This window comes from Odoribacter sp. AF15-53 (assembly GCF_003479425.1).
In the GTDB taxonomy this organism is placed as follows: domain Bacteria; phylum Bacteroidota; class Bacteroidia; order Bacteroidales; family Marinifilaceae; genus Butyricimonas.
On the sequence record NZ_QUHC01000001.1, the window covers coordinates 267831 to 289026 of the forward strand.

Here is a 21196-nt window from a genome sequence, read left to right on the forward strand (position 1 = left end):
TTCCGCTAAAATAATTATTTTTTTCCCATAATCTCAATCAAGAACGATTATCTTTGTACACGACAGGAAAAGAGATGGAATCTCTTCTCCTATCGGGGTTACAAGTTACAGGTTTATGGCCTGGATGATCGAGTTTATAATTTTGACTTGGAGCTTGTAAGACTGGAATTTTAACTTGTAACCTGTAACTTGTAACTTGAAACTATGATGGATAGAATTGTTGAGCTGAGAAAGCAGTTGGAGTATTATAACTATTTGTACTATGTGAAGAATGCGCCGGTGATTTCCGACCAGAAGTTTGACGAGTTGATGCATGAACTAGAAAGGTTGGAAGCTGAACATCCGGAAATGTTTGATCCGAATTCGCCTACTCAGCGGGTAGGAAATGATACGACAAACGAGTTTGTGCAGGTGGCGCATAAATACGGTATGATGTCGTTGGCAAACACGTATAGCGAGCAGGAGATACGGGATTTTGACGAGCGGGTACGCAAAGGGATTGGCGGGGATGAGGTGGAATATGTTTGCGAGTTAAAATATGACGGGACTTCTATCAGTTTACGCTACGAGGAGGGAAAGTTACAGGTAGCGGTGACTCGCGGTGATGGGGTGAAGGGGGATGACGTGACGACGAACGTGAGGACGATACGGACTGTACCTTTACACATGCAGGGGGAGGATTACCCGGCGGAATTCGAGATACGGGGTGAGATTTTGATGCCTTTCGCTGTGTTCAACCGTCTGAACGAGGAGCGTTTGGAGGCGGGTGAGGCGCTTTTTGCCAATCCTCGTAACGCGGCGGCGGGAACCTTGAAGTTACAGAACTCTTCGATAGTGGCCAAGCGTCAGTTGGATTGCTATTTATATTACGTGCCGGGGGAGATCGCCCTGACATCCACGCATTATGGGAACCTGATGAAAGCCAGGGAATGGGGGTTCAACATTCCTTCTTATATGGAGTTGTGTCATAATATAGATGAGATTCTTGATTTTATTCACAAATGGGACGCGGAACGGAAGAATTTGCCGGTTCCGATTGATGGGATCGTGATTAAGGTGAATAGTATCAAGCAACAGTTACAGTTGGGATACACGGCGAAATCGCCTCGTTGGGCCGTGGCTTATAAATTTAAGGCAGAACGAGTTGAAACCCGTTTGTTGAGCGTGGATTATCAGGTGGGGCGTACCGGTTCCATTACTCCGGTGGCGAATCTTGAACCCGTGCATATTGCGGGAACTACCGTGAAACGGGCTTCTCTTCACAACGAGGATATTATCCGGGAGTTGGATTTGCATTTGCACGATATGGTGTACGTGGAGAAGGGTGGGGAGATTATCCCGAAAATTGTTGGCGTGGACGTGGAAAAGCGGATGCCTGATGCTCCGGTTATCGAATTTATCACGCATTGCCCGGAATGCGGCACGTTGTTGATTCGTAACGAGGGAGAGGCTAATCACTATTGCCCGAACGAGGATCATTGTCCCCCGCAGATTGCCGGGAAGCTGGAGCATTTCGTGAGTCGTAAGGCCATGGATATCGAGGGAATGGGAAGTGAGACGATTGATTTGTTGTTGACCAAGGGGGTTATCCGGGATATCGCGGATATTTACACGTTACCCGGTAGGAGAGAAGAATTGATCGGTCTGGAGAAAATTCTATACCCGGAAAGTTACGTGATGACCAGTATCCCGTTGGCAAAGGTTATTTATGCTTTTGAAATCGGGATGAAAAATATATCTGCCAAAAATGCGGAAGTGCTGGCAGAATATTTTGGTAGCTTGATAAAGCTATCAATGGCCACGAAGGAAGAACTGGCGGGGATTGCCAATTTGCAGTTCCCTGGTGACCGGGACAAAAATATAAACAAGATTCTGGAGTATTTCCGGATGCCGTTCAACGAGCCGCTGGAGCGGTTGAAACAGGCCGGAGAGGTCGATATGCTCCCGTTGGACGTGGTTATTTATGCTTTGGATATTCCCGGAATAGATTTGCACAAGGCTGAATTGTTGTCTGTTAAGTTCGATTATATCTATCGACTTTACACGGCGACGCTGGACGAGATCGCGGAGACTGACGAAATGTCACGTGATGATGCGGAACGGGTGTATCGTTTTTTGCAGGGAAAAGAAAAATTTATCCGGAAGATGAACACGTTAAGCGTGTATCGTTTGCAGGAGAAATCGGTGGATAATTTGATCGCGGGAATAGAGAAATCGAAACAGCGAAATTTACCGGAATTCATTAATGCTCTGGGAATTCGCTATATCGGGGAGACGGCCTCCCGCAATTTGGCCCGGCATTTTAAAGAGGTCCGGAAATTGATGGATGCGACATTCGAACAGTTGACAGAGGTCGAAGATATCGGGGATCAGATGGCGGGAAGTGTGATCCGGTATTTTGAAAGAACGGAAAATCGGGCCATGTTGGAACGCTTTTTGCAATATGGTATAAGCGGAACGATACAAGAGGAGGAAGGTGAATCCGATAAATTGGCCGGAACGACTTTCGTGATTACCGGAACTCTCTCGTTGCCGCGGGAACACTTTAAGGCAATTATTTTGAAAGCGGGGGGAAAAGTTAGTGATTCCGTGTCAAACAAGACAACTTATCTGCTCGCCGGAGAGAATGCCGGAAGTAAATTGCAAAAAGCGCAGAAACTAAATGTAACCATTTTGACCGAAAAAGAGTTTAATACATTGATGAGTTCTTAAAGTTCATGAATATGAAAATACTCTTTTGAGTTTTTAGAAATGCTTATGGACTTATTTTGAATATTGAACGATATCGTTTATCTTTACGATAAATAATAAAGTAATAAGTAAAGCCGTGGAAGGGCGGCATTGAAAATATGGGAAAAGAAGATACAAGACGACTAAAACAGATCATGACTTCGGCGGGAGAAGAAGCAAGACGGTTGGGTAATTCCAAGATTTACCCGGAACACTTGTTTTTGGGATTGTTGAAGTTGAGAAGTGGAAGGGCGATTGATATATTGATGTCTTTAGGATTGGATTTTTACGAGGTGAAAGATAAGATAGAACAACGCCTGGAAGGTAAACGCTATAAATCCGATAAGGTGGAAGAATTGGATTTCACTTTGGCGGCTAACAGCGTTTTGAAGCGAGTATCCGAGGAAGCGTGGGACTTGGGAGATGATGAATTGGATTCGGAACACGTGATGCTGGCTATATTGAAGAATCAAGCCGGATTCGTGACGAAGTTGTTCAAAACAATGGATATAGATTATGATATTTTTAAAGAGGCTGTTCTAAAAGAGAAAATGCGGATGCAGTCGGAGTTTAACGATGAGGGGGATGACCCGGAAGACGCGGATGACGAGTCGTCCATGTATAATCCGTATCGTCAGGGAGGACCTGTTTCTTCGAAATCGGATACTCCCGTGCTGGATAATTTCGGGTTGGATATCACGAAAGCGGCAGAAGAGGGTACTCTGGACCCTATCGTGGGACGTGATCGGGAAATCGAACGGTTGGCACAGATATTGAGCCGCCGTAAGAAGAACAATCCGGTATTGATCGGTGATCCGGGAGTGGGTAAGTCGGCTATTGCCGAGGGACTTGCTTTGCGCATCGTGCAGAAAAAGGTATCCCGCGTGTTGTTTGACAAACGGGTGATTTCTTTGGATATAGCGTCTATCGTGGCGGGAACCAAGTACCGCGGCCAGTTCGAGGAACGAATGAAAGCGATATTGGCCGAACTGGCGAAGAACCGGAATATCATTTTGTTCATAGACGAGATTCACACGATAGTTGGGGCCGGGGGATCCGGGGGTAACCTGGATGCGGCCAATATGTTGAAACCCGCGTTAGCACGGGGAGAGATTCAATGTATCGGGGCCACTACGTTGGATGAATATCGTCAGAATATAGAGAAAGACGGTGCTTTGGAACGTCGTTTCCAGAAAGTGCTGGTTGAACCGACTTCTGTCGAGGAGACCGTGGAGATTTTGAATAATATCAAATCCCGTTACGAAGATCATCATAACGTGCGTTACACGGATGAAGCGATCCAGGCCTGTGTGAAACTGACCATGCGTTATATTTCCGACCGGGCTTTACCCGATAAGGCTATTGATGCTTTGGACGAGGCCGGGTCGAGAGTGCATATATCCAATATAAATGTTCCTCCTATTATCGAGCAGTTGGAGATAGACGTGGAGGAGGTGAAAGAGAAGAAGAAAGATGCCGTGAAGCAACAGAACTTCGAAGTTGCTGCCGCGTTTAGGGATAAAGAACGTCAGTTGTTGAAGCAACTGGAAGACGAGAAGGTGAAATGGGAACGGGATTTGGAGGAAAACCGGGTAACCGTGACCGAAGAGCATATTGCCGAGGTTGTGGCCATGATGACCGGGGTGCCGGTGAAACGTATCGCGAAGACCGAGGGTATGAAGCTGTTACAGATGCATGCCGAGTTGAGCGAGAGCGTTGTCGGGCAGAAGGAAGCGATCGAGAAGATCGTGAAAGCTATCCACCGGAATCGTGCCGGGTTGAAGGACCCGAATCGTCCGATCGGTTCGTTTATCTTCTTGGGACCTACCGGGGTTGGTAAGACGCAGTTGGCAAAAGTGCTGGCTCGCTATCTGTTTGACACCGAGGATGCGTTGATTCGTATTGACATGAGTGAATACATGGAGAAATTCGCTGTTTCCCGATTGGTCGGGGCACCTCCGGGATATGTCGGATACGAGGAGGGCGGACAGTTGACCGAGAAGGTGCGTCGGAAACCTTATTCCGTCGTGTTGTTGGACGAGATCGAGAAGGCTCACCCGGATGTGTTCAATATCTTGTTGCAGTTGTTGGATGACGGGCAGTTAACCGATAGTTTGGGACGAAAGGTTGACTTCAAAAACACGATCGTAATCATGACTTCGAATATCGGTAGTCGTCAGTTGAAAGACTTCGGACGGGGGATCGGTTTCGGTTCACAGGATATGGGCGGGGATAACGATTACGCCCGTGGCGTGGTGCAGAAAGCCTTGAAGAATGCGTTCTCTCCGGAGTTCTTGAATCGTATTGATGATATTATCATGTTTAATTCCTTGTCGAAAGAGGATATCTACAAGATTATCGATATCGAATTGAAGAGTTTGTTCAAACGTGTTAATGACCTGGGGTTGATCATCACGATCACGAAAGAGGCCAAGGACTTTATCATCGAGAAAGGGTATGACCCGCAATATGGTGCGCGTCCGCTGAAACGAGCAATCCAGAAATATTTGGAAGATGAGTTGGCAGAGGTGATCATCAAGGGAATACCGGAAGGAACCGAACTTGATGTCGATTACGACAAGGCGGAAGACAAGTTGATTATAAGAGAAAAGGAGAATACGGGGAAAGCGGAATAATTGACTTGATCTGATAATATATAAATAAAGCAGCAAAATATTTTTTGCTGCTTTATTTATGTCGTGAGAAAAGTTATTTCTTGATTACTTTCTGCAAGGCATGTATTAAAGGTTCCACGCTGAGATCGTTCCCGGTGGCCTGGATCATCCATTCGTTAGGGGTTAAGCGTCCCAGACGATAGATGCGGTCGACTTCTTGTGCGAAGTTTTTGTCACCAAGATAATCTTCTAGTTGGAATTCGATGATTTGCCCGAAAGCGTAAGCGGACAGGTATAGCGGGTAGCTGATCATGTGCGAATAGATCGCGAGAACCGTCTCGTCTTTTTTACCGAAAACAGGAGCGTAATACTTGTTCCATATTTCTTTTGACAGGGAGATCGTGGCTTCCCGTAGTTGGTCGGCAGTGGCATCAGGATTCGCGTACAACCATTCCCAGATCGAGATGTCGAGCATCGAAACGCCCATGATCTCGTATAGACTCCAGAACTTATCCAGTATATCCATTTTGTCGGCTTCCGGGTCGTTGTTCTCGATGCCTAATAGTTTTAAATCCCTTTTCTGGAACACGAACGCGAGGGCTTCCGTGAATGCGGTGTTGGGGACTCCGGCCATCATGAAATTATCCACGTTATACATGGAAATGGTTTGTTCCACATTGTGGCCGAATTCGTGTACGGCGATGTTATATCCTTTATAGTTCATTCCTTCAGCGGGAATCCGGGTACGCAGGTGAGATTGTTGGCCTTTCATGGCGGCACCCCACGCGTGTCCCGAACCTCTGGCGGCGTCCACGGCTATTTTGTCGCATATTTCGTTGGCTCTTTCGGGGGTGAATCCGAGATGCGTGAGTAAAGCGGGAAGTCCGGCTTTGAATGCTTCCGCGTTCGGGTAAAGTTTTTGAATTTGTGCATCCAGTTTGGTTTCATCCAAGTTGCTACGAGGTTTGAACCCATCGTACCAGATGTCATAGGCTTCTAGCTTGCGTCCCAGACGTTTGGATATGATTTTACCCACTTCTTTCAATTCCGGGGATGTCAGGAATTGGGTGAAAAGAGCTTTCACGTCATCTACCGATACTTCCATTTCTCCCGAAAACTTCCGGTCAATGAAGTTTTTCCCGGCATACGGGTCGATTGCCTTCATGGCATGGAAATTATTCAACATCCGTTGATAGCGTTCGGTTGCTTCGGGGGTAGCCGTTACGGTTTGGCCGTTTTGCGTGAGTGTATTCGTGTAAGGATTCCAATCGTAGGCTCCCGAATTGATTACTTGCGTGGGAATATTCTGGGAAATGATTTGTTTCATTACCTCGTAAACCGTACGTTGTTTATCGAGTCCCTCTTTACCTTTATTGTAATTGGCTTTGATCTCGTCACGCAGGTTCCAGTGCGTGAGTAGAATCTTGTCTTCCGGGAAGAGTTTCTGGCCTTTGGCATTCAACACGTGTCCCATATAAATGTTGTAGCTTGAAATGTAGACATCCGCGTCACTTTCCGCTTTTACTCCAGCTTGGATTAATTCAGCGGGTACCCGTTGCGTGAACACATCACCGAGACGGGCATAGGCCCAGGCGGTGCGATCCTTGCCTAGTTTCTCTTTCGTTTGTAAAGGTACTTCCGGGAAGTTGAGGGCGATGATGAAGCCGATTTTATTATTGTAAAAATCGTTGATCAGGTGAGAACCGGGGCTGTACGCGCCGAACATGGGATCAATGTCGTGAAGAGGACCGTTGTCCTGATGTAAATTCAATTGTAACTGGAGCGTGATCTCGTTGAAATGTCCCCATAGCGCTTCAAAGTAATTACTTGCTTTTTGAAATACTTGCTGTTTTTGAGCGGGGTCGGAGATATAATTTTTCACGCAGAATTCATGGAATTCGGCATCCGTCCCGTCTTGAGTCTGCCACAGGCGGGCAGCTTGTCGTACTCCGGCCTCAACGGCAGTTTTATCTGTTTCTCCCTTGGTGAGAATGTCTGAAATAGTAGCTTGAATGGTCTTTTCGGGGATATCGGCTTTGGCCAGAAAACCCGTGAATAAACATACCAGTAGCAGTGTGTGTTTCATAATTATAAGTTTATGGGTTTATGAACTAAAAGAGGCTGTCATCGGAACAGCCTCTTATCTGGTTTTATTGATTTAGTAGTTGGAAGTACACGATATCTTCCCAGCCGTTTCCCCGGCGGAGCCAGTTTTTCCGGTATCCGGTTTGTACGAAACCGAGTTTCTCGAAAAGTTTGCGGCTACCGACATTTCCACTCGGTACGCTACTGTAAATTTGGTTTAGTCCCAACGTCTCGAAGCAGTAGTCTATCATCAGGCGGATAGCGGCTGTCGCGTAACCTTGTTTCTGGTTTTCGGTATTGTGAATCATGATCCCGACTCCTGCACGTTGGTGGTACGGGTCAAAATCATAAAGATCGACCAGCCCGATCCGGGTATTCGTGTCAAGGCGTTCAATCATTAAGCGGAGTTGCTTCGTGGTATAAATATCCAGATGACACGTTTCAATGTATTTTTTTAATGTGAATAATGAGAAAGGGGTAAGGGTGTCGCTGACTTCCCATAGGTCCATGTCGTTTTCCCATTTGTATAGGCATTCCAAGTCTTCGGGCTCTAAGGCTCTTAATCGGATGATGTCATCGTTGATCATAGTTGCTATTTTATAATTTTTCGTATAATTTGTGTTATTTATCGCTTTCAAATATAACAAATTCCCGGTTTGGTTGTTGTTAAATCACGGAAAAAATTAGCATGGCGGTAGTTTTACGCGAGTCAAATGTCAATAAAAAGTAGTAACTTTGTAAAGGAATACAAAAACCGTTCGATATTATGGAATTACGGGATAGATATATACGATTTGACTGGGCGATAAAACGATTGCTTCGGAACAAGGCGAATTTTGGGGTGCTTGAAGGACTTCTTACCGTGTTGCTTGGTAAAGAAATTCATATTTTGGATATTCTCGAGAGTGAAAGTAATCAACAAAGCGAGGAGGACAAGTTTAACCGGGTTGACATCAAGGCCTGTGATAGTGAGAACGAGATCATTATTGTCGAGGTGCAGGTTACCAGGGAGTTGTATTATCTTGAACGTATTCTTTACGGGGTGGCGAAAGCGATTACCGAGCATATAGAGTTGGGGCATATTTACTCGGAGGTAAAGAAAGTATATTCTATTAGTATTCTTTATTTTGATATCGGTAAAGGCAATGATTATTTATATCATGGTCAAAATTCTTTCGTGGGAGTTCACACGGGAGATTTGTTACAGGTGACGACGAAAGAGAAAGATGCTATCGTGCGTAGGCTTCCTTCCGAGATCTTTCCTGAGTATTTCCTGATCCGGTTGAACGAGTTCGATAAGGTGGCCGTGACTCCCTTGGAAGAGTGGCTTGATTATTTGAAGAACGGTCATATCCGTCCGGATACAACGGCTCCGGGGTTGGCAGAGGCTCGTCAGAAATTGATATACTATAATATGGATGCGGCAGAGCGGGAGGCTTATGATCGTCATGTTGATGCGATCATGATCCAGAATGACGTGCTGGGTACGGCGAAATTGGAAGGATTGTTAGAGGGAAGAGCAGAAGGACGAGCAGAAGGAGAGATGAAGGGGCGTGTTGAAGTAGCCCGTAATTTGAAAAAAATGGGATTGCCGCTTGACACGATCATTCAAAGCACGGGATTGTCTGTTGAAGAGATTGATCAGTTGTGAGAGTGGCAAGTAATTTAATTGTAATAGAATTTATTCATGTATAATTTACTGACAATACTGGGGGCCACGGCCACCGGAAAGACTTCTTTGGCGGTACGTTTGGCAGGGGAGTTGAAAGGAGAGATCATATCTGCCGATTCCCGGCAGATATACCGGGGGATGGATCTCGGTACGGGGAAAGACTTGGACGAGTACGTGCATGAGGGGAACCCCGTGCCTTATCATTTGGTTGATATTGTCGATGCCGGGTTTCGTTTTAATCTTTTCATGTACCAGCAAGAGTTTCTGAAAGTATGGCGAGATTGCGAGAGGCGGGGCGTTTTTCCCGTTTTGTGCGGGGGAAGCGGTTTATACGTGGAATCCATTTTGAAGGCGCATCGCATGACACCTGTACCCGAGAATCCAGAATTACGGGAACGATTGTCCCGGAAATCATTGTCGGAATTATCGGATATTCTAGCTTCTTATCGTTCTCTGCATAACACGACGGATACCGATACGGTCAAACGGGCGATCCGGGCGATAGAGATTGCCGAGTATTATGAAACGCATGAACCGGTAAAAGGAGAATTCCCGGAGATACAATCTTTGGTTGTCGGGGTATTGTTTGACCGGGAGACTCGTCGGCAACGGATTACGGAACGGTTGCATGCCCGCTTGCAGGCCGGGATGATTGATGAGGTAAAAGGGTTGCTCGATCGGGGAATAAAACCCGAAGATTTGATATATTATGGATTGGAATACAAGTATCTTACCTTATATCTCACGGGAGAACTGGCTTATGATGATATGGTGGAACAATTGAATATTGCTATTCATCAGTTTGCAAAACGTCAGATGACCTGGTTCCGTAAAATGGAGCGGGACGGGTTTGATATCAAATGGTTGGACGGGAATATGCCCTTGAATGAGAAAGTTGATCAGGTTAAATTGTGGTTGAAAGAATGATGCGTGGGGAAATTCACGTGTGATCTAACCGTTTGGGAGGTCAGATCATGGAACAAAGACGAGATAAAGACTAGACAAAGACAAGATAAAGACTAGTTAAGTAGTCTTTGTCTTTTTGTTGTTTACTTGTTTTCCGGCAGTTGTTTAATAATCAGGGTTGTATATCTACGAGAACTCCCGTGGATATGACTAGTAAAGTGTTTTTACTTGATGATTATTCGTGATCGTGACAATCACAACCGCAGTGGTGATCGTGATGATAATGTGCTTCTTCCTCTTCTTCTTCTTCCTCTTCTTCTTCTTTGTAATGGAGCATTTCTTTTAAATGAAGAATGGTGTCTTCCAGTAAAAATGCTTTGTCTTCATCGCTTTCGGCTTCCAGGCGTTTGATAGCGGTATGGATTTTTTCTTCCGGGATTTTTCCTTGCAAGTTTTCGATGACAGTGGAGGCTTCGAGTGCCGTGATGAAGTCGTCATTTAATAACATGTCGATGAAAACGTCGAGATATTCGGAGAAATCAATCGCTGATTCCCAGCAAATGCGTAAGAGATTGGCTTTTCCGGAGTCACTTGTGGCGTTGATTAGTTTATCCATTAACACCGTTTTGAAGTCGGATTCTTTCACGTCCGAGAGTAAGGCGGTGAGGTTCGTGATCGTGTTGGAATCCTGGCTTTGCAACAAGATGTCCAGTAATTCGGGGACAATGGAGATGTCGCCTTCTTGTTTGATTTGCTCGATCGCACCTTTCATCACGTCCATGTCGCTGCTGGACAATTGCTTTAATATATCTTGTTTGTTTTCCATGTCGTTCTTAAAATTTGTATCCAATACTTTCGGTATTGGATACAAATATAAGGATCATTTGCGGGATTTCTTCGCTCTGGGGTGGAAATTTGTGATCGTGTCTCGAAGATACGAGTTATCGAGATGCGTGTAAATTTCCGTTGTTAATATGGATTCGTGTCCCAGCATGTCCTGCACGGTACGGATGTCTGCTCCCCCGTTCACGAGGTGAGAGGCAAACGAGTGGCGGAACGTATGGGGTGATACTACTTTATTTAATCCGGCACGAAGTGCGGTTTCTTTGATAATATTAAATATCATGACGCGGGAAAGGGATTTACCCATTTTGTTCAGGAACAGGATATCCTCGAATCCTCTTGCTTTTTTCATCCGGTCGCGGTCTTTTTTCAAATAGCAACGGATTTCGTCCTTTGCTTTGGCTCCCAGCGGAACTATCCGTTCTTTGTTACCTTTTCCTTCTATTTTAATGTATCCGGTCCGGAAATTAATCTGGGATAGTTTCAAGTTTACAAGTTCGGATACGCGCAAACCGCATGAATATAAGGTTTCCAAAATGGCTTTGTTGCGTTGACCTTCTTGTTTGTTCATATCCACGGCATTGATCATGGCTTCGATTTCTTCGATGCTGAGCACGCTGGGAAGTGAACGTCCGATTTTGGGTGCGTCAAGCGAGTTCGCCGGGTTGAGGCCGATCGCCCCGTCGTACAACAAGTACTTGAAAAAGGATTTAATACTGGAGATGCTTCTTGCCTGGGTTCGGGGAGTTACTCCGCTTTCTTTCAAGGCAGAAAGATGCTCGTTTAACGCGTCGTAGGACACTTCTTTCGGGTTTAACGAGGGTGTCCGTTGTTCACAATAGGCTGCCAGTTTTCTGATGTCGTTCAGATAAGCCTCAACCGAATTGGTTGATAGTGATTTTTCTAAAATCAGATAAGTCCGAAAACTATCTATCGCTTCGTTCCAAGTCATTTTTAACTGTGTTACAAAATAAATAATACAAATTCTAATTCACCACTTTAAACCTATCTCTAGAGTGTTATGATAGATTTTCGCCAGATAAAGATAAAAGTTTTTTCATTGCGTTGTAACAGTTTTGTCAAGTTTAACACTCTAAAATTTTATTATTATGGGTTGTAATGGAAATTTAATACCTAAATACAGCTTATAAAAACCCGCTTCGTTGTTTTTTTTGTTAATTTTGTATTCAGTAAAAACGGAGAATATGAAGGTATTGATTTTAAATGGGCCTAATCTTAATCTTTTAGGTGTCAGGGAAAAAAGTATTTACGGGGAAACCTCTTTCGAGGAGTATCTTGCGGGATTGAGAGATTTTTACAAGATGGTGGAGATTGATTATTATCAATCAAACGTGGAAGGGGAGTTAATTAACAAAATTCACGAGGTGGGATTCACTTATGACGGGATTATTTTGAACGCGGGAGCCTACACGCATACTTCAATCGCCCTTGCGGATGCGATTTCGGCTGTTCCTTGTCCCGTGATCGAGGTGCATATCTCGAACACGGCGAAGCGGGAGGCTTTCCGCCACGTGTCTTTCCTGACGGCGGTTTGTCAGGGAGTGATTGCCGGTTTCGGGTTGAAATCTTACGAGCTGGCGTTGCAGGCGATTGTTTAGCGGTTTTACCGCATTACAGTTTGTAAGGTAAGTAAAAATTATTATTATTAATGATATGAAGAAGACTAAGATTGTGGCTACCATATCTGATAAGAGATGTGATGTAGAATTTTTGGAAAGTTTGTATCGCGCGGGTATGAATGTCGTGCGATTGAACACTGCTCATCAGGATATGGAGCAGGCGTTGGCGGTAGTGGAGAATGTTCGAAAGGTTTCGGATAATATAGCCATTTTGATCGATACGAAGGGACCGGAGGTGAGGACCATGTTGATGGACGAGCCGATTCACGTGGATAAAGGGGAAACGATTTATTTGACGGGAGAGCCGGATTTGAAGATGGACGGGAAGTTGATTCACGTGTCGTATCCTTATTTTACCGAAGATATAAAGGTGGGATATAAGGTGCTGGTGGATGATGGTGACGTGGAGTTGGTCGTGATGAAAAAGCACGAGCATTACCTGGAAATGATGGTGACGAACGAGGCGGTGATCAAGAACCGCAAGAGCGTGAATGTTCCGGGAGCCTCGTTGAAGTTGCAGTCGTTGAGTGATAAGGACCGGGCGTTTATTGATTTCGCTATTGATAATCACTTGGATTTTATAGCCCATTCTTTCGTGCGTAAGAAAGAGGACGTGATGGAGATTCAGGCTATCTTGGATGCGCGGGGAAGTAAGATTAAGGTGATTGCCAAGATCGAGAACCAGGAGGGCGTGGATAATATCGACGAGATTTTGGATTACGCTTACGGGGTGATGGTTGCTCGCGGGGATTTGGGGATCGAGATCGAGGCGGAAAAGATCCCGAAGATTCAGCGCTATATCGTGAAGAAATGTATCGAGAGTAAGAAGCCCGTGATTATTGCCACGCAGATGTTGCACACGATGATCGAGCATCCTAGGCCGACTCGTGCGGAGATTAGCGATATCGCGAATGCTATTTATATGGGGACGGACGCGATCATGTTGAGCGGGGAGACGGCTTACGGGGCTTATCCCGTGGAGGCCGTGACCGTGATGCGGGAAGTGGCCGAGGAGAACGAGGGTACGGTTCCGCCCGATGCAAGTAGAAGTCTGGTCCGTATCAATAATGAGATCACGGCAGCCCTGGCCCGTTCGGCGGTGAAAACAGCCACGATGTTACCGATCAAGGCGATCGTGGTGGACACGCTGTCCGGTCGTACGGCTCGCTATTTGTCAGCATTCCGAAGTGATCTTCCGGTATACGCGCGTTGCTATAATGAACGGGTGATGCGTGAACTGGCGTTGTCTTTCGGCGTGTATCCTTATTATACCGAGAAGCCGATGTCTCGTGATGAGTTTATGAATGATCTTCCGGAGATGTTGTTACAGAACGGGATCAAGGAAGATGATTACGTGGTGGTTGTCGGGGGAAGTTTCGGACACGGTAGAGGAGCTTCCTTTATCGAGGTTTGCAAGATAGGGGAAATACATTGAAAAGATAAAAACTAAAAGTTAAAAGCTAAAAGTTTAGGTGCAAGTTGCATTTAACTTTTAGCTTTTATTTTTTATCTTTTATCTTTTAAGATGTCCCGGATTTCGGTTAACAGAGTTTCCTCTTTCGTGGGTGCCGGGGGGGCAGGAGGTGTAGCCGGTGCTTCCTCTTTCTTGGTTCTCAATTTATTCATGAACTTGATGGCGATGAAGATCGAGAACGCTATGATCAGGAAGTCAATCGTGGTTTGGAGGAAGTTTCCGTAATTGATCGTGACGGCTTCTATCATTTTTCCCGTGGCCTCGTCCAGATGAGCTTTCTGAAGCACGACGTGGAGATTACTGAAGTTCATCCCGCCGATGAGCATCCCGATCGGGGGCATGATGATGTCACTTACCAATGACGATACGATTTTTCCAAAAGCCCCACCGATAATGATACCGACAGCCATGTCGACCACGTTTCCTTTCAGGGCAAAAGCTTTAAATTCATCTAAGAGTTTCATGTTTTGATTTGTTTTTGTAATTTATGTATTTGAACGGTTAAACATCTAAAATGTTATCTATTCTTCGGCAAATTTACTTTTATTCTTGTAACTTTGTAAGCGTTTAACGCTATATCAATGGAAAAGATGAGTCGGGAGAGACAAATTTACAAGGTTACGATCATCGGTTCTATCGCTAATTTTGTTTTGCTGGTATTCAAGTTTGTGGCTGGGGTGCTGGGAAAGAGTAGTGCGATGATCGCCGATGCGGTACATTCTCTGTCAGATTTTGTTACGGATATAATAGTCCTTGTTTTCGTGAAAGTGTCGGCCAAACCGCAAGATGCGGGGCATGATTACGGGCATGGGAAATACGAGACCCTAGCTACCGCGATTATCGGGTTGGTGTTGTTGATGGTGGGAACCGGGATATTCTGGAGCGGGTTGAGTAAGATACTGGCGGTGAGCCGGGGGGAGGAGATCGGTAGTCCGGATTTGATCGCGTTGATCGCGGCGGTCGTGTCGATCGTGGTGAAAGAAATTTTGTACCGTTATTCGGTTATCGTGGGACGTAGGGTGCAGAGCCAGGCGGTCGTGGCGAATGCGTGGCATCATCGCTCGGATGCTTTTTCCTCGATCGGTACGGCATTGGGGATTGCCGGGGCAATTTTTCTGGGAAAGGATTGGCATATTCTTGATCCGATTGCCGCGGTCGTGGTGAGCGTTTTTATCGTGAAGGTTTCGATTCAGCTTTTGATCCCCTGTATGAATGATTTACTGGAGAAGTCTTTACCGGAGAAAGTGGAAAAAGAGATTATTACTATTATAAAGGAAGACCCGCAGGTGGCGGATCCTCACAACCTGAAAACCCGGCGTATCGGTAACGATTGCGCGATAGAAGTGCATATTCGCGTGTATCCGGATATGACCGTCCGGGAAGCTCATGTTGTGGCCACGGGTATCGAGAATCGTTTGCGGGCAAAATTCGGGGCGCGTACTCACGTGGCCGTGCATGTGGAACCTACAAAAAATGAATAAACGGAGATGAGAAAAATGGTGTGGTGCTACACGATGATGTGCGTGTTGTTGTTTTTATTGGGAGCTTGTAAAGAGGAGGAGAAGAGTAAGAAACCTTTTGTATATTTCAAGAATTATCAACGAACTTTTAATGATTTAAATGACAGACACCTGTCGTCCGCGAAGCGATTGGGAATTACACCGTTAAAAGCTTCGGAAGATTTGAGCAAGGCGGATAAGAGCCTGAAAGAGATTAAGTCGGGGAAGTTGTTTCAAGTGGATAAGTTGACTCATTCCGAACCTTATCTGGTTTCAGAGGCTTGTGATTTGTTGGGAACGATAGCCCGGAATTTCAAGGATTCTTTGTATCAAAAAGGGTTACCTTCCCATAGTATTATCGTGACTAGCGTCTTGCGTACGGGGGCCAGCGTGAAAAGTCTGCGGAAGAGTAACGGAAACGCCAGTGCTAACTCCGCTCACGTGTACGGGACGACTTTTGACGTGGCGTATACTCGTTTCAAGAAAGACGGACGTAAGGGTGCCCCGGAGGAAAAGTTGAAAAGTGTGTTGGCAGACGTGTTACAAGACTTGCGGCTTCAAAAGAAGTGCTACGTGCGTTACGAGTATAAACAGGGATGTTTTCATATTACGGCAAGGTAATATATTTGTGATATCATCTAAAAATAATGGCTTTATGAAAGTTGGAATTATTCGTTGTCAACAGACGGAAGATCTTTGTCCTGCAACAACCTGCATTAAATGCGTGTCGGGAGGTAAATTAGCGTTTGAAAATATCGGACCGTCCGAGATCGTGGGGATAGTCACCTGCGGCGGGTGTCCCGGTAAAAGGGCTATTCCCAGGGCCAAAATGTTGGTCGATCGGGGGGCGGAGGTCATCGCTTTGGCCTCTTGTATTTTCAAGGGTACGCCGATTGGTTTTCCGTGTCCTCACGCGGAACAGATGAAAAGAGCGATTGTCAATAAAGTCGGGGAAAATGTACCGGTGATTGATTACACGCACTGATTAAAAAAAAATAATTATCTTTGCACGCTTAAAATGAGGGAAAGAAGTACGATATCGTGATTCGGTGTCCCGTTGGTGATTAATTGATAATAAAAGAAATACTATAGTATAATGAGTTTACAATGCGGAATAGTCGGTTTGCCTAACGTGGGAAAGTCGACGTTATTTAATTGTTTGAGTAATGCTAAAGCGCAGTCTGCGAATTTCCCTTTCTGCACGATTGAACCTAACGTGGGCGTGATTACCGTGCCGGACGAGCGGTTGAATAAGCTGGTCGAGTTGGTGCAACCGCAGAACGTGGTTCCGGCCGTGGTCGAGATCGTGGATATCGCCGGGCTGGTGAAAGGAGCCAGTAAGGGAGAAGGTTTAGGTAACAAGTTTTTATCCAATATACGGGAGACGGATGCCATTATTCACGTGTTGCGTTGTTTCGATGACAATAACATCGTACACGTGGACGGTAATGTCGATCCGATCCGGGATAAGGAGACGATTGATACAGAGTTGCAGTTGAAAGACCTCGAAACGGTGGAGAATCGTTTGGCCAAGGAAGAGAAGAAGGCGCAAACGGGAGGGGATGCCAAGGCGAAACGTCTGGTCGAGGTGTTGCATCTTTACAAGGATGCCTTGGTGCAGGGAAAATCTGCTCGTTCCGTACAATTGAACGATTTGCAACAGGAGGCTGCGCGGGAATTGATGTTGCTGACGAACAAGCCGATTCTGTACGTTTGTAACGTGGACGAGGCTTCCGTGGTGACCGGTAACAAATACGTCGATGCCGTTCGGGAGGCCGTGAAGGACGAGGGGGCCGAGGTGTTGGTGATCGGGGCCGCTATCGAGGCAGACATTGCCGAGTTGGATACTTACGAGGAGAAACAACTCTTCTTGCAGGACTTGGGACTGGAAGAGGCCGGGGTGAACAAGTTGATTCGTACGGCCTACAAGTTGCTGAATTTGCGTACTTATTTCACGGCCGGTCCGAAAGAAGTTAGGGCGTGGACGTTCAGGAACGGGATGAAGGCCCCGCAGACGGCCGGGATCATCCACACGGACTTCGAGAAAGGGTTTATCCGTGCCGAGGTGATCAAGTACGAGGATTTCGTGGCTTTGGGTTCCGAGGCGAAATGCAAGGAAGCTGGGAAGATGTCCGTGGAGGGGAAGGATTACGTGGTACAGGACGGCGACATGATGAACTTCCGCTTTAACGTGTAAGGCTTATCTCTTAATAAAATGATACTGAAGAAACTCTTTGGATTTGATCCCGGCGTGATGAAGGTGAAAACCGAAATTATGGCCGGGGTCACTACTTTTCTGACCATGTCGTATATCTTGGCCGTGAACCCGGATATACTGTCGGCAGCCTCGATGGATAAAGGGGCTGTTTTCACCGCTACGGCTTTGGCGGCCTCGATAGCCACGTTGGTAATGGCCATTATGGCGAAGTTGCCTTTCGCGTTGGCTCCCGGTATGGGGTTGAATGCCTTTTTTGCTTTTACATTGGTCCAGGGTATGGGCTTCTCCTGGGAGGCGGCTTTGGCAGCCGTGTTCATAGAGGGAGTTGTATTCATCCTGTTGACGGTGTTCAACGTGCGGGAGTTGATCGTGAACGCCATTCCCGAAACCCTGCGACACGCCATATCCGTGGGTATCGGTTTGTTTATTGCTTTCTTGGGATTGCAGAAGGCGGGGTTAATCGTGGCCGATCCCGCGACGTTCGTTTCCCTGGGAGAATTTACCCCGTCGACCTTGCTGGCAGTGGGAGGAATTGTTATAGGGGGAGTGTTGGTTGCCCGGAAAGTGCGGGGTGCGTTGTTCTACGCTATTTTGATCGTTACCGTTCTGAGTATCCCGCTGGGGGTTACCCGTATCCCGGAGAACTTTTCTTTCGTTTCTTTGCCTCATTCTTTGGAACCGGTCTTTTTCAAACTGGATTTTCATTCCTTGTTGTCTGTAAATATGCTGGTTGCGCTCTTTTCGCTCGTGTTCATGGATATCTTCGATACGTTGGGAACGTTGGTCGGCACGGCGAACAAGGTGGGGATGGTAAAACCGGATGGTAGTATTCCCAAGTTGAAGCCTGCAATGATGGCGGATGCTATCGGCACGACCGTGGGGGCTTTGCTCGGGACCTCGACCACGACGACTTACGCGGAAAGCACGGCCGGGATTGCCGAGGGAGGACGCTCCGGGCTGACGGCGGCGGTTGTCTGTGTGTTGTTCTTGGTGGCCCTGTTCTTTTCCCCGTTTTTCTTGCTGGTGCCGGGAGTGGCGACTGCTGGGGTGTTGGTCATCGTGGGGAGCTTCATGTTCGATGCAGTGGTGAAGATTCGTTTTAGCGATTTTACCGAGGCTTTTCCCGCTTTTGTCACTATCATCATGATGCCCCTCACGTATTCTATTGCTGAGGGTATTGTGCTGGGCTTATTGGCTTACGTGTCCCTTAAATTATTTACAGGTAAACACCGGGAATTGAATCTCACGATGTATATTCTTGCGATATTGTGTATCTTGAAATACGTTATTTAGTCGCTGAAGAATCTCTTTTGGTGACTAAACAACGTAACATCTTAACATTGTTATACACTTGCGTTAGTCCTTTACGGCCTGGTTATATTTTCCTTGAATGTTCTTTCTTGATAGACAGGTGTAATGATTTGACATACTGGTAATTCTCGCTGGTGTGTCGCCTGTGTTGCAGTAGTGTCTCGCTAATGGATCAATTAGGCTTCGATTAGGCATTGATTATAGATCGATTGTCCGGGCAGTCAATTTTCAATTAATTTTCAGTTAACTTTCAATCAACTTATACTTGGGACACTAGAGAGAGTCTATTGGGATACAGGTGAATTACTGGTGAAAGATTACTTACTCGAGAGCCTGTCCGTTGATTTATAAATTGGTAAGTGAGGAGAATTTGTAGCAAAACGTGATTATTTTGCTGAATATATGAATTAAATTTTATCTTTGTGTGATTCTATTGTAGGTAAATTGGGTGAAAGTATTGATGAAAGCGTCAGAAGAAAGAAAACGGTTCGAGTCGGTGTATCTTGATTATTTTCAAGCTATACGTGATTTTTGTAACTCGTTCCTGAAAGACGGGGAGCTGGCCCGTGACATGGCGCAGGATGCTTTCTTCTCGCTCTGGAATAATTTCGATCCAGCCTACTCGGAAAAGGAGATTTTGTCTTTTCTTTACACGGCAGCCCGCAATAAGTGTTTCGACCAGTTGCGCCTGCAAAAGGTGGTCGAGAGTAAGATCAGGGATTTGAAAGATACTGTTTATTCCGACATGTTTTTCTTGGACGAGATCACCCGGCGGGAGACGTACCGGATCGTTCGCGAGTCGATTAATAAGTTGCCGGATCGTTCGCGTCAGATAGCGTTGCTCACGCTTCAAGGTTTTTCGTCGCAAGAGATTGCCGACCAACTGGACGTTTCTATTAATACCGTGAAGACGTTGAAAAAAAATGCCTATGCTAAGTTGAGGGAAATAATTAGTAATCAGTATGTAATCTTGATTCTGTTGAAATATTTTATCTGATTTTCACTCGGCCGTTCACCCGTTTTTTTGACTTCTTCGTATGTTAGGTAGTTTTAACGAAATGATCACGATGAAGCAAAAAATTAATGAACGGTTGGATCTGGCCAGACGATTTGCCCGACGTCTGACAGAACAGGATGCGGTTCACGATGAACTCGATCGACAGTTGGAGGAAGACCCCGGATTGAAAGAACTTTACGAGGATATCGCGGCGAATCTTCACGCGGTGAACATGGAGCCGACGGGTAGGGAGGAGTGGATGGATTTCGAAAGGAGGTATCTTTTTAGCGGCCGTCGTCGTCGTAACCTGATTTTTCGGTACGCCGCGGTGGCCTGTGTGCTAGTGGCGCTGACTGTTGGTTTGTCATTGTATTTTTCCGGTCAGGAGGAGCCGCCCGTGGTGATTTCTTCCGGGGGAAACTTGCCGACGCTTTCGGTGAGCGATCAGGTGTACGCTCTGGATTCCGCTGGGATCAAACAGTTTGCACAACAACACGTTATCATGCAACAGACGGAGAAGGAATTGACTTACCGGGTCGACACGGTTGCTCCCGTTACCCCGGAGTGGCACACGATCCGGGTTCCCCGGCAGGCGGAGTTCACGCTGGTACTTGCGGATGGCAGCCGGGTGCGTCTGAACACGAACACCACTCTCCGTTATCCCGTTCCTTTCACGGGATCGACGCGGGATGTATGGGTCGAGGGGGAGGCGTTTTTCGAGGTATCCCCGGATCAGGCGAAACCTTTTGTTGTTCATTTCGAGGATAATCACGTCACGGTTCTGGGGACGGCGTTCAACGTGTCCTGTTATAAACAGCATCCGAGTCGTACGACTTTGGTACGGGGTTCCGTCAGTCTGAGCAATTCGCTCGATTCCGTGGTGCTTCTTCCCGGGCAGGAAGGGATTATTCGGGCTTCCGGGGAAAATATCACTGTTCGGGAGGCAGACGTAAACGTGGTCACGGCTTGGCTGAATGACCGGTTCTATTTTAAAGAATTGCCATTGTCCGAGATCATGAGGACGCTGGGAGAGTGGTATGATGTTAAAGTCCGGTTCGACCGGGAGAGTACCGCAGCTATGCTTTTCTCGATTGAAACGAGGCGTTACGAGGATATCGACAGCGTGTTGCGTATTCTTGAAAGCACGAAGAAAGTGAGTTTCACGAGAAAAGGTAATATGATAGAAGTTAGGAGTAATCTATAAAA

Annotated in this window: 18 protein-coding genes; 13 read left to right on the forward strand and 5 right to left on the reverse strand. The window is 46.2% G+C overall.

Features of this window, described 5'->3' with window-relative positions; genetic code table 11:
• The first annotated feature begins 207 nt into the window (after positions 1-207).
• Complete coding sequence (gene ligA, locus DWW52_RS01095; RefSeq protein WP_233556630.1) at positions 208-2712, forward strand: NAD-dependent DNA ligase LigA; 2505 nt, start codon at positions 208-210, stop codon at positions 2710-2712.
• 137 nt (positions 2713-2849) lie between these two features.
• Entirely contained in the window at positions 2850-5366 is a 2517-nt protein-coding gene (locus DWW52_RS01100; protein WP_118713636.1) for an ATP-dependent Clp protease ATP-binding subunit, read from the forward strand.
• Positions 5367-5439: 73 nt separating this feature from the next.
• Here the strand turns inward: DWW52_RS01100 and DWW52_RS01105 are convergent, their stop codons facing one another.
• The gene (locus tag DWW52_RS01105) at positions 5440-7431 is read right to left on the reverse strand and encodes a hypothetical protein (protein WP_233556631.1); all 1992 of its coding nucleotides are present in this window, start codon (positions 7429-7431) and stop codon (positions 5440-5442) included.
• Positions 7432-7495: 64 nt separating this feature from the next.
• Complete coding sequence (locus tag DWW52_RS01110) at positions 7496-8017, reverse strand: GNAT family N-acetyltransferase (RefSeq protein ID WP_118713637.1); 522 nt, start codon at positions 8015-8017, stop codon at positions 7496-7498.
• Positions 8018-8196: 179 nt separating this feature from the next.
• On the opposite strand from DWW52_RS01110, the gene DWW52_RS01115 reads away from it, so the two are divergent.
• Positions 8197-9081: an Rpn family recombination-promoting nuclease/putative transposase gene (locus DWW52_RS01115; protein WP_118713638.1), complete on the forward strand. Its 885-nt coding sequence runs from the start codon at positions 8197-8199 to the stop codon at positions 9079-9081.
• Between the two features lie 36 nt (positions 9082-9117).
• Positions 9118-10029, forward strand: coding sequence for a tRNA (adenosine(37)-N6)-dimethylallyltransferase MiaA (gene miaA / locus DWW52_RS01120; RefSeq protein ID WP_118713639.1), 912 nt, complete (start codon positions 9118-9120; stop codon positions 10027-10029).
• Positions 10030-10243: 214 nt separating this feature from the next.
• Here the strand turns inward: miaA and DWW52_RS01125 are convergent, their stop codons facing one another.
• A complete protein-coding gene (locus DWW52_RS01125) occupies positions 10244-10834 on the reverse strand; it encodes a hypothetical protein (RefSeq protein WP_118713640.1) in 591 nt (196 codons plus the stop codon).
• A gap of 54 nt (positions 10835-10888) precedes the next feature.
• Positions 10889-11803, reverse strand: a complete 915-nt coding sequence (xerD, locus tag DWW52_RS01130) for a site-specific tyrosine recombinase XerD (RefSeq protein ID WP_118713641.1) — start codon at positions 11801-11803, stop codon at positions 10889-10891.
• A gap of 253 nt (positions 11804-12056) precedes the next feature.
• Here xerD and aroQ point away from each other — a divergent pair, with 253 nt between their 5' ends.
• On the forward strand, positions 12057-12470 hold the full coding sequence (gene aroQ / locus DWW52_RS01135; RefSeq protein WP_118714268.1) for a type II 3-dehydroquinate dehydratase: 414 nt from the start codon (positions 12057-12059) through the stop codon (positions 12468-12470).
• 55 nt (positions 12471-12525) lie between these two features.
• On the forward strand, positions 12526-13926 hold the full coding sequence (gene pyk / locus DWW52_RS01140; RefSeq protein ID WP_118713642.1) for a pyruvate kinase: 1401 nt from the start codon (positions 12526-12528) through the stop codon (positions 13924-13926).
• A 71-nt stretch (positions 13927-13997) separates the two neighbouring features.
• Here the strand turns inward: pyk and mscL are convergent, their stop codons facing one another.
• Complete coding sequence (gene mscL / locus DWW52_RS01145; protein ID WP_118713643.1) at positions 13998-14429, reverse strand: large-conductance mechanosensitive channel protein MscL; 432 nt, start codon at positions 14427-14429, stop codon at positions 13998-14000.
• Between the two features lie 117 nt (positions 14430-14546).
• Between mscL and DWW52_RS01150 the strand changes: the two genes are divergently transcribed.
• The 7 genes from DWW52_RS01150 (at position 14547) to DWW52_RS01180 (ending at position 21194) form a co-directional block, all read left to right on the forward strand.
• Complete coding sequence (locus tag DWW52_RS01150) at positions 14547-15446, forward strand: cation diffusion facilitator family transporter (protein WP_118713644.1); 900 nt, start codon at positions 14547-14549, stop codon at positions 15444-15446.
• A 6-nt stretch (positions 15447-15452) separates the two neighbouring features.
• A complete protein-coding gene (locus DWW52_RS01155; protein ID WP_118713645.1) occupies positions 15453-16085 on the forward strand; it encodes a DUF5715 family protein in 633 nt (210 codons plus the stop codon).
• 34 nt (positions 16086-16119) lie between these two features.
• Positions 16120-16449, forward strand: coding sequence for a CGGC domain-containing protein (locus tag DWW52_RS01160; RefSeq protein WP_118713646.1), 330 nt, complete (start codon positions 16120-16122; stop codon positions 16447-16449).
• A 111-nt stretch (positions 16450-16560) separates the two neighbouring features.
• Positions 16561-17661, forward strand: a complete 1101-nt coding sequence (ychF, locus tag DWW52_RS01165; RefSeq protein ID WP_118713647.1) for a redox-regulated ATPase YchF — start codon at positions 16561-16563, stop codon at positions 17659-17661.
• Between the two features lie 18 nt (positions 17662-17679).
• Positions 17680-18975 (forward strand): NCS2 family permease, encoded by a 1296-nt coding sequence (locus DWW52_RS01170; RefSeq protein ID WP_118713648.1) that lies wholly within the window; start codon positions 17680-17682, stop codon positions 18973-18975.
• Between the two features lie 478 nt (positions 18976-19453).
• On the forward strand, positions 19454-19990 hold the full coding sequence (locus DWW52_RS01175; RefSeq protein ID WP_118713649.1) for a sigma-70 family RNA polymerase sigma factor: 537 nt from the start codon (positions 19454-19456) through the stop codon (positions 19988-19990).
• A 70-nt stretch (positions 19991-20060) separates the two neighbouring features.
• A complete protein-coding gene (locus DWW52_RS01180) occupies positions 20061-21194 on the forward strand; it encodes a FecR family protein (protein ID WP_158582446.1) in 1134 nt (377 codons plus the stop codon).
• The last annotated feature ends 2 nt before the right edge of the window (positions 21195-21196 follow it).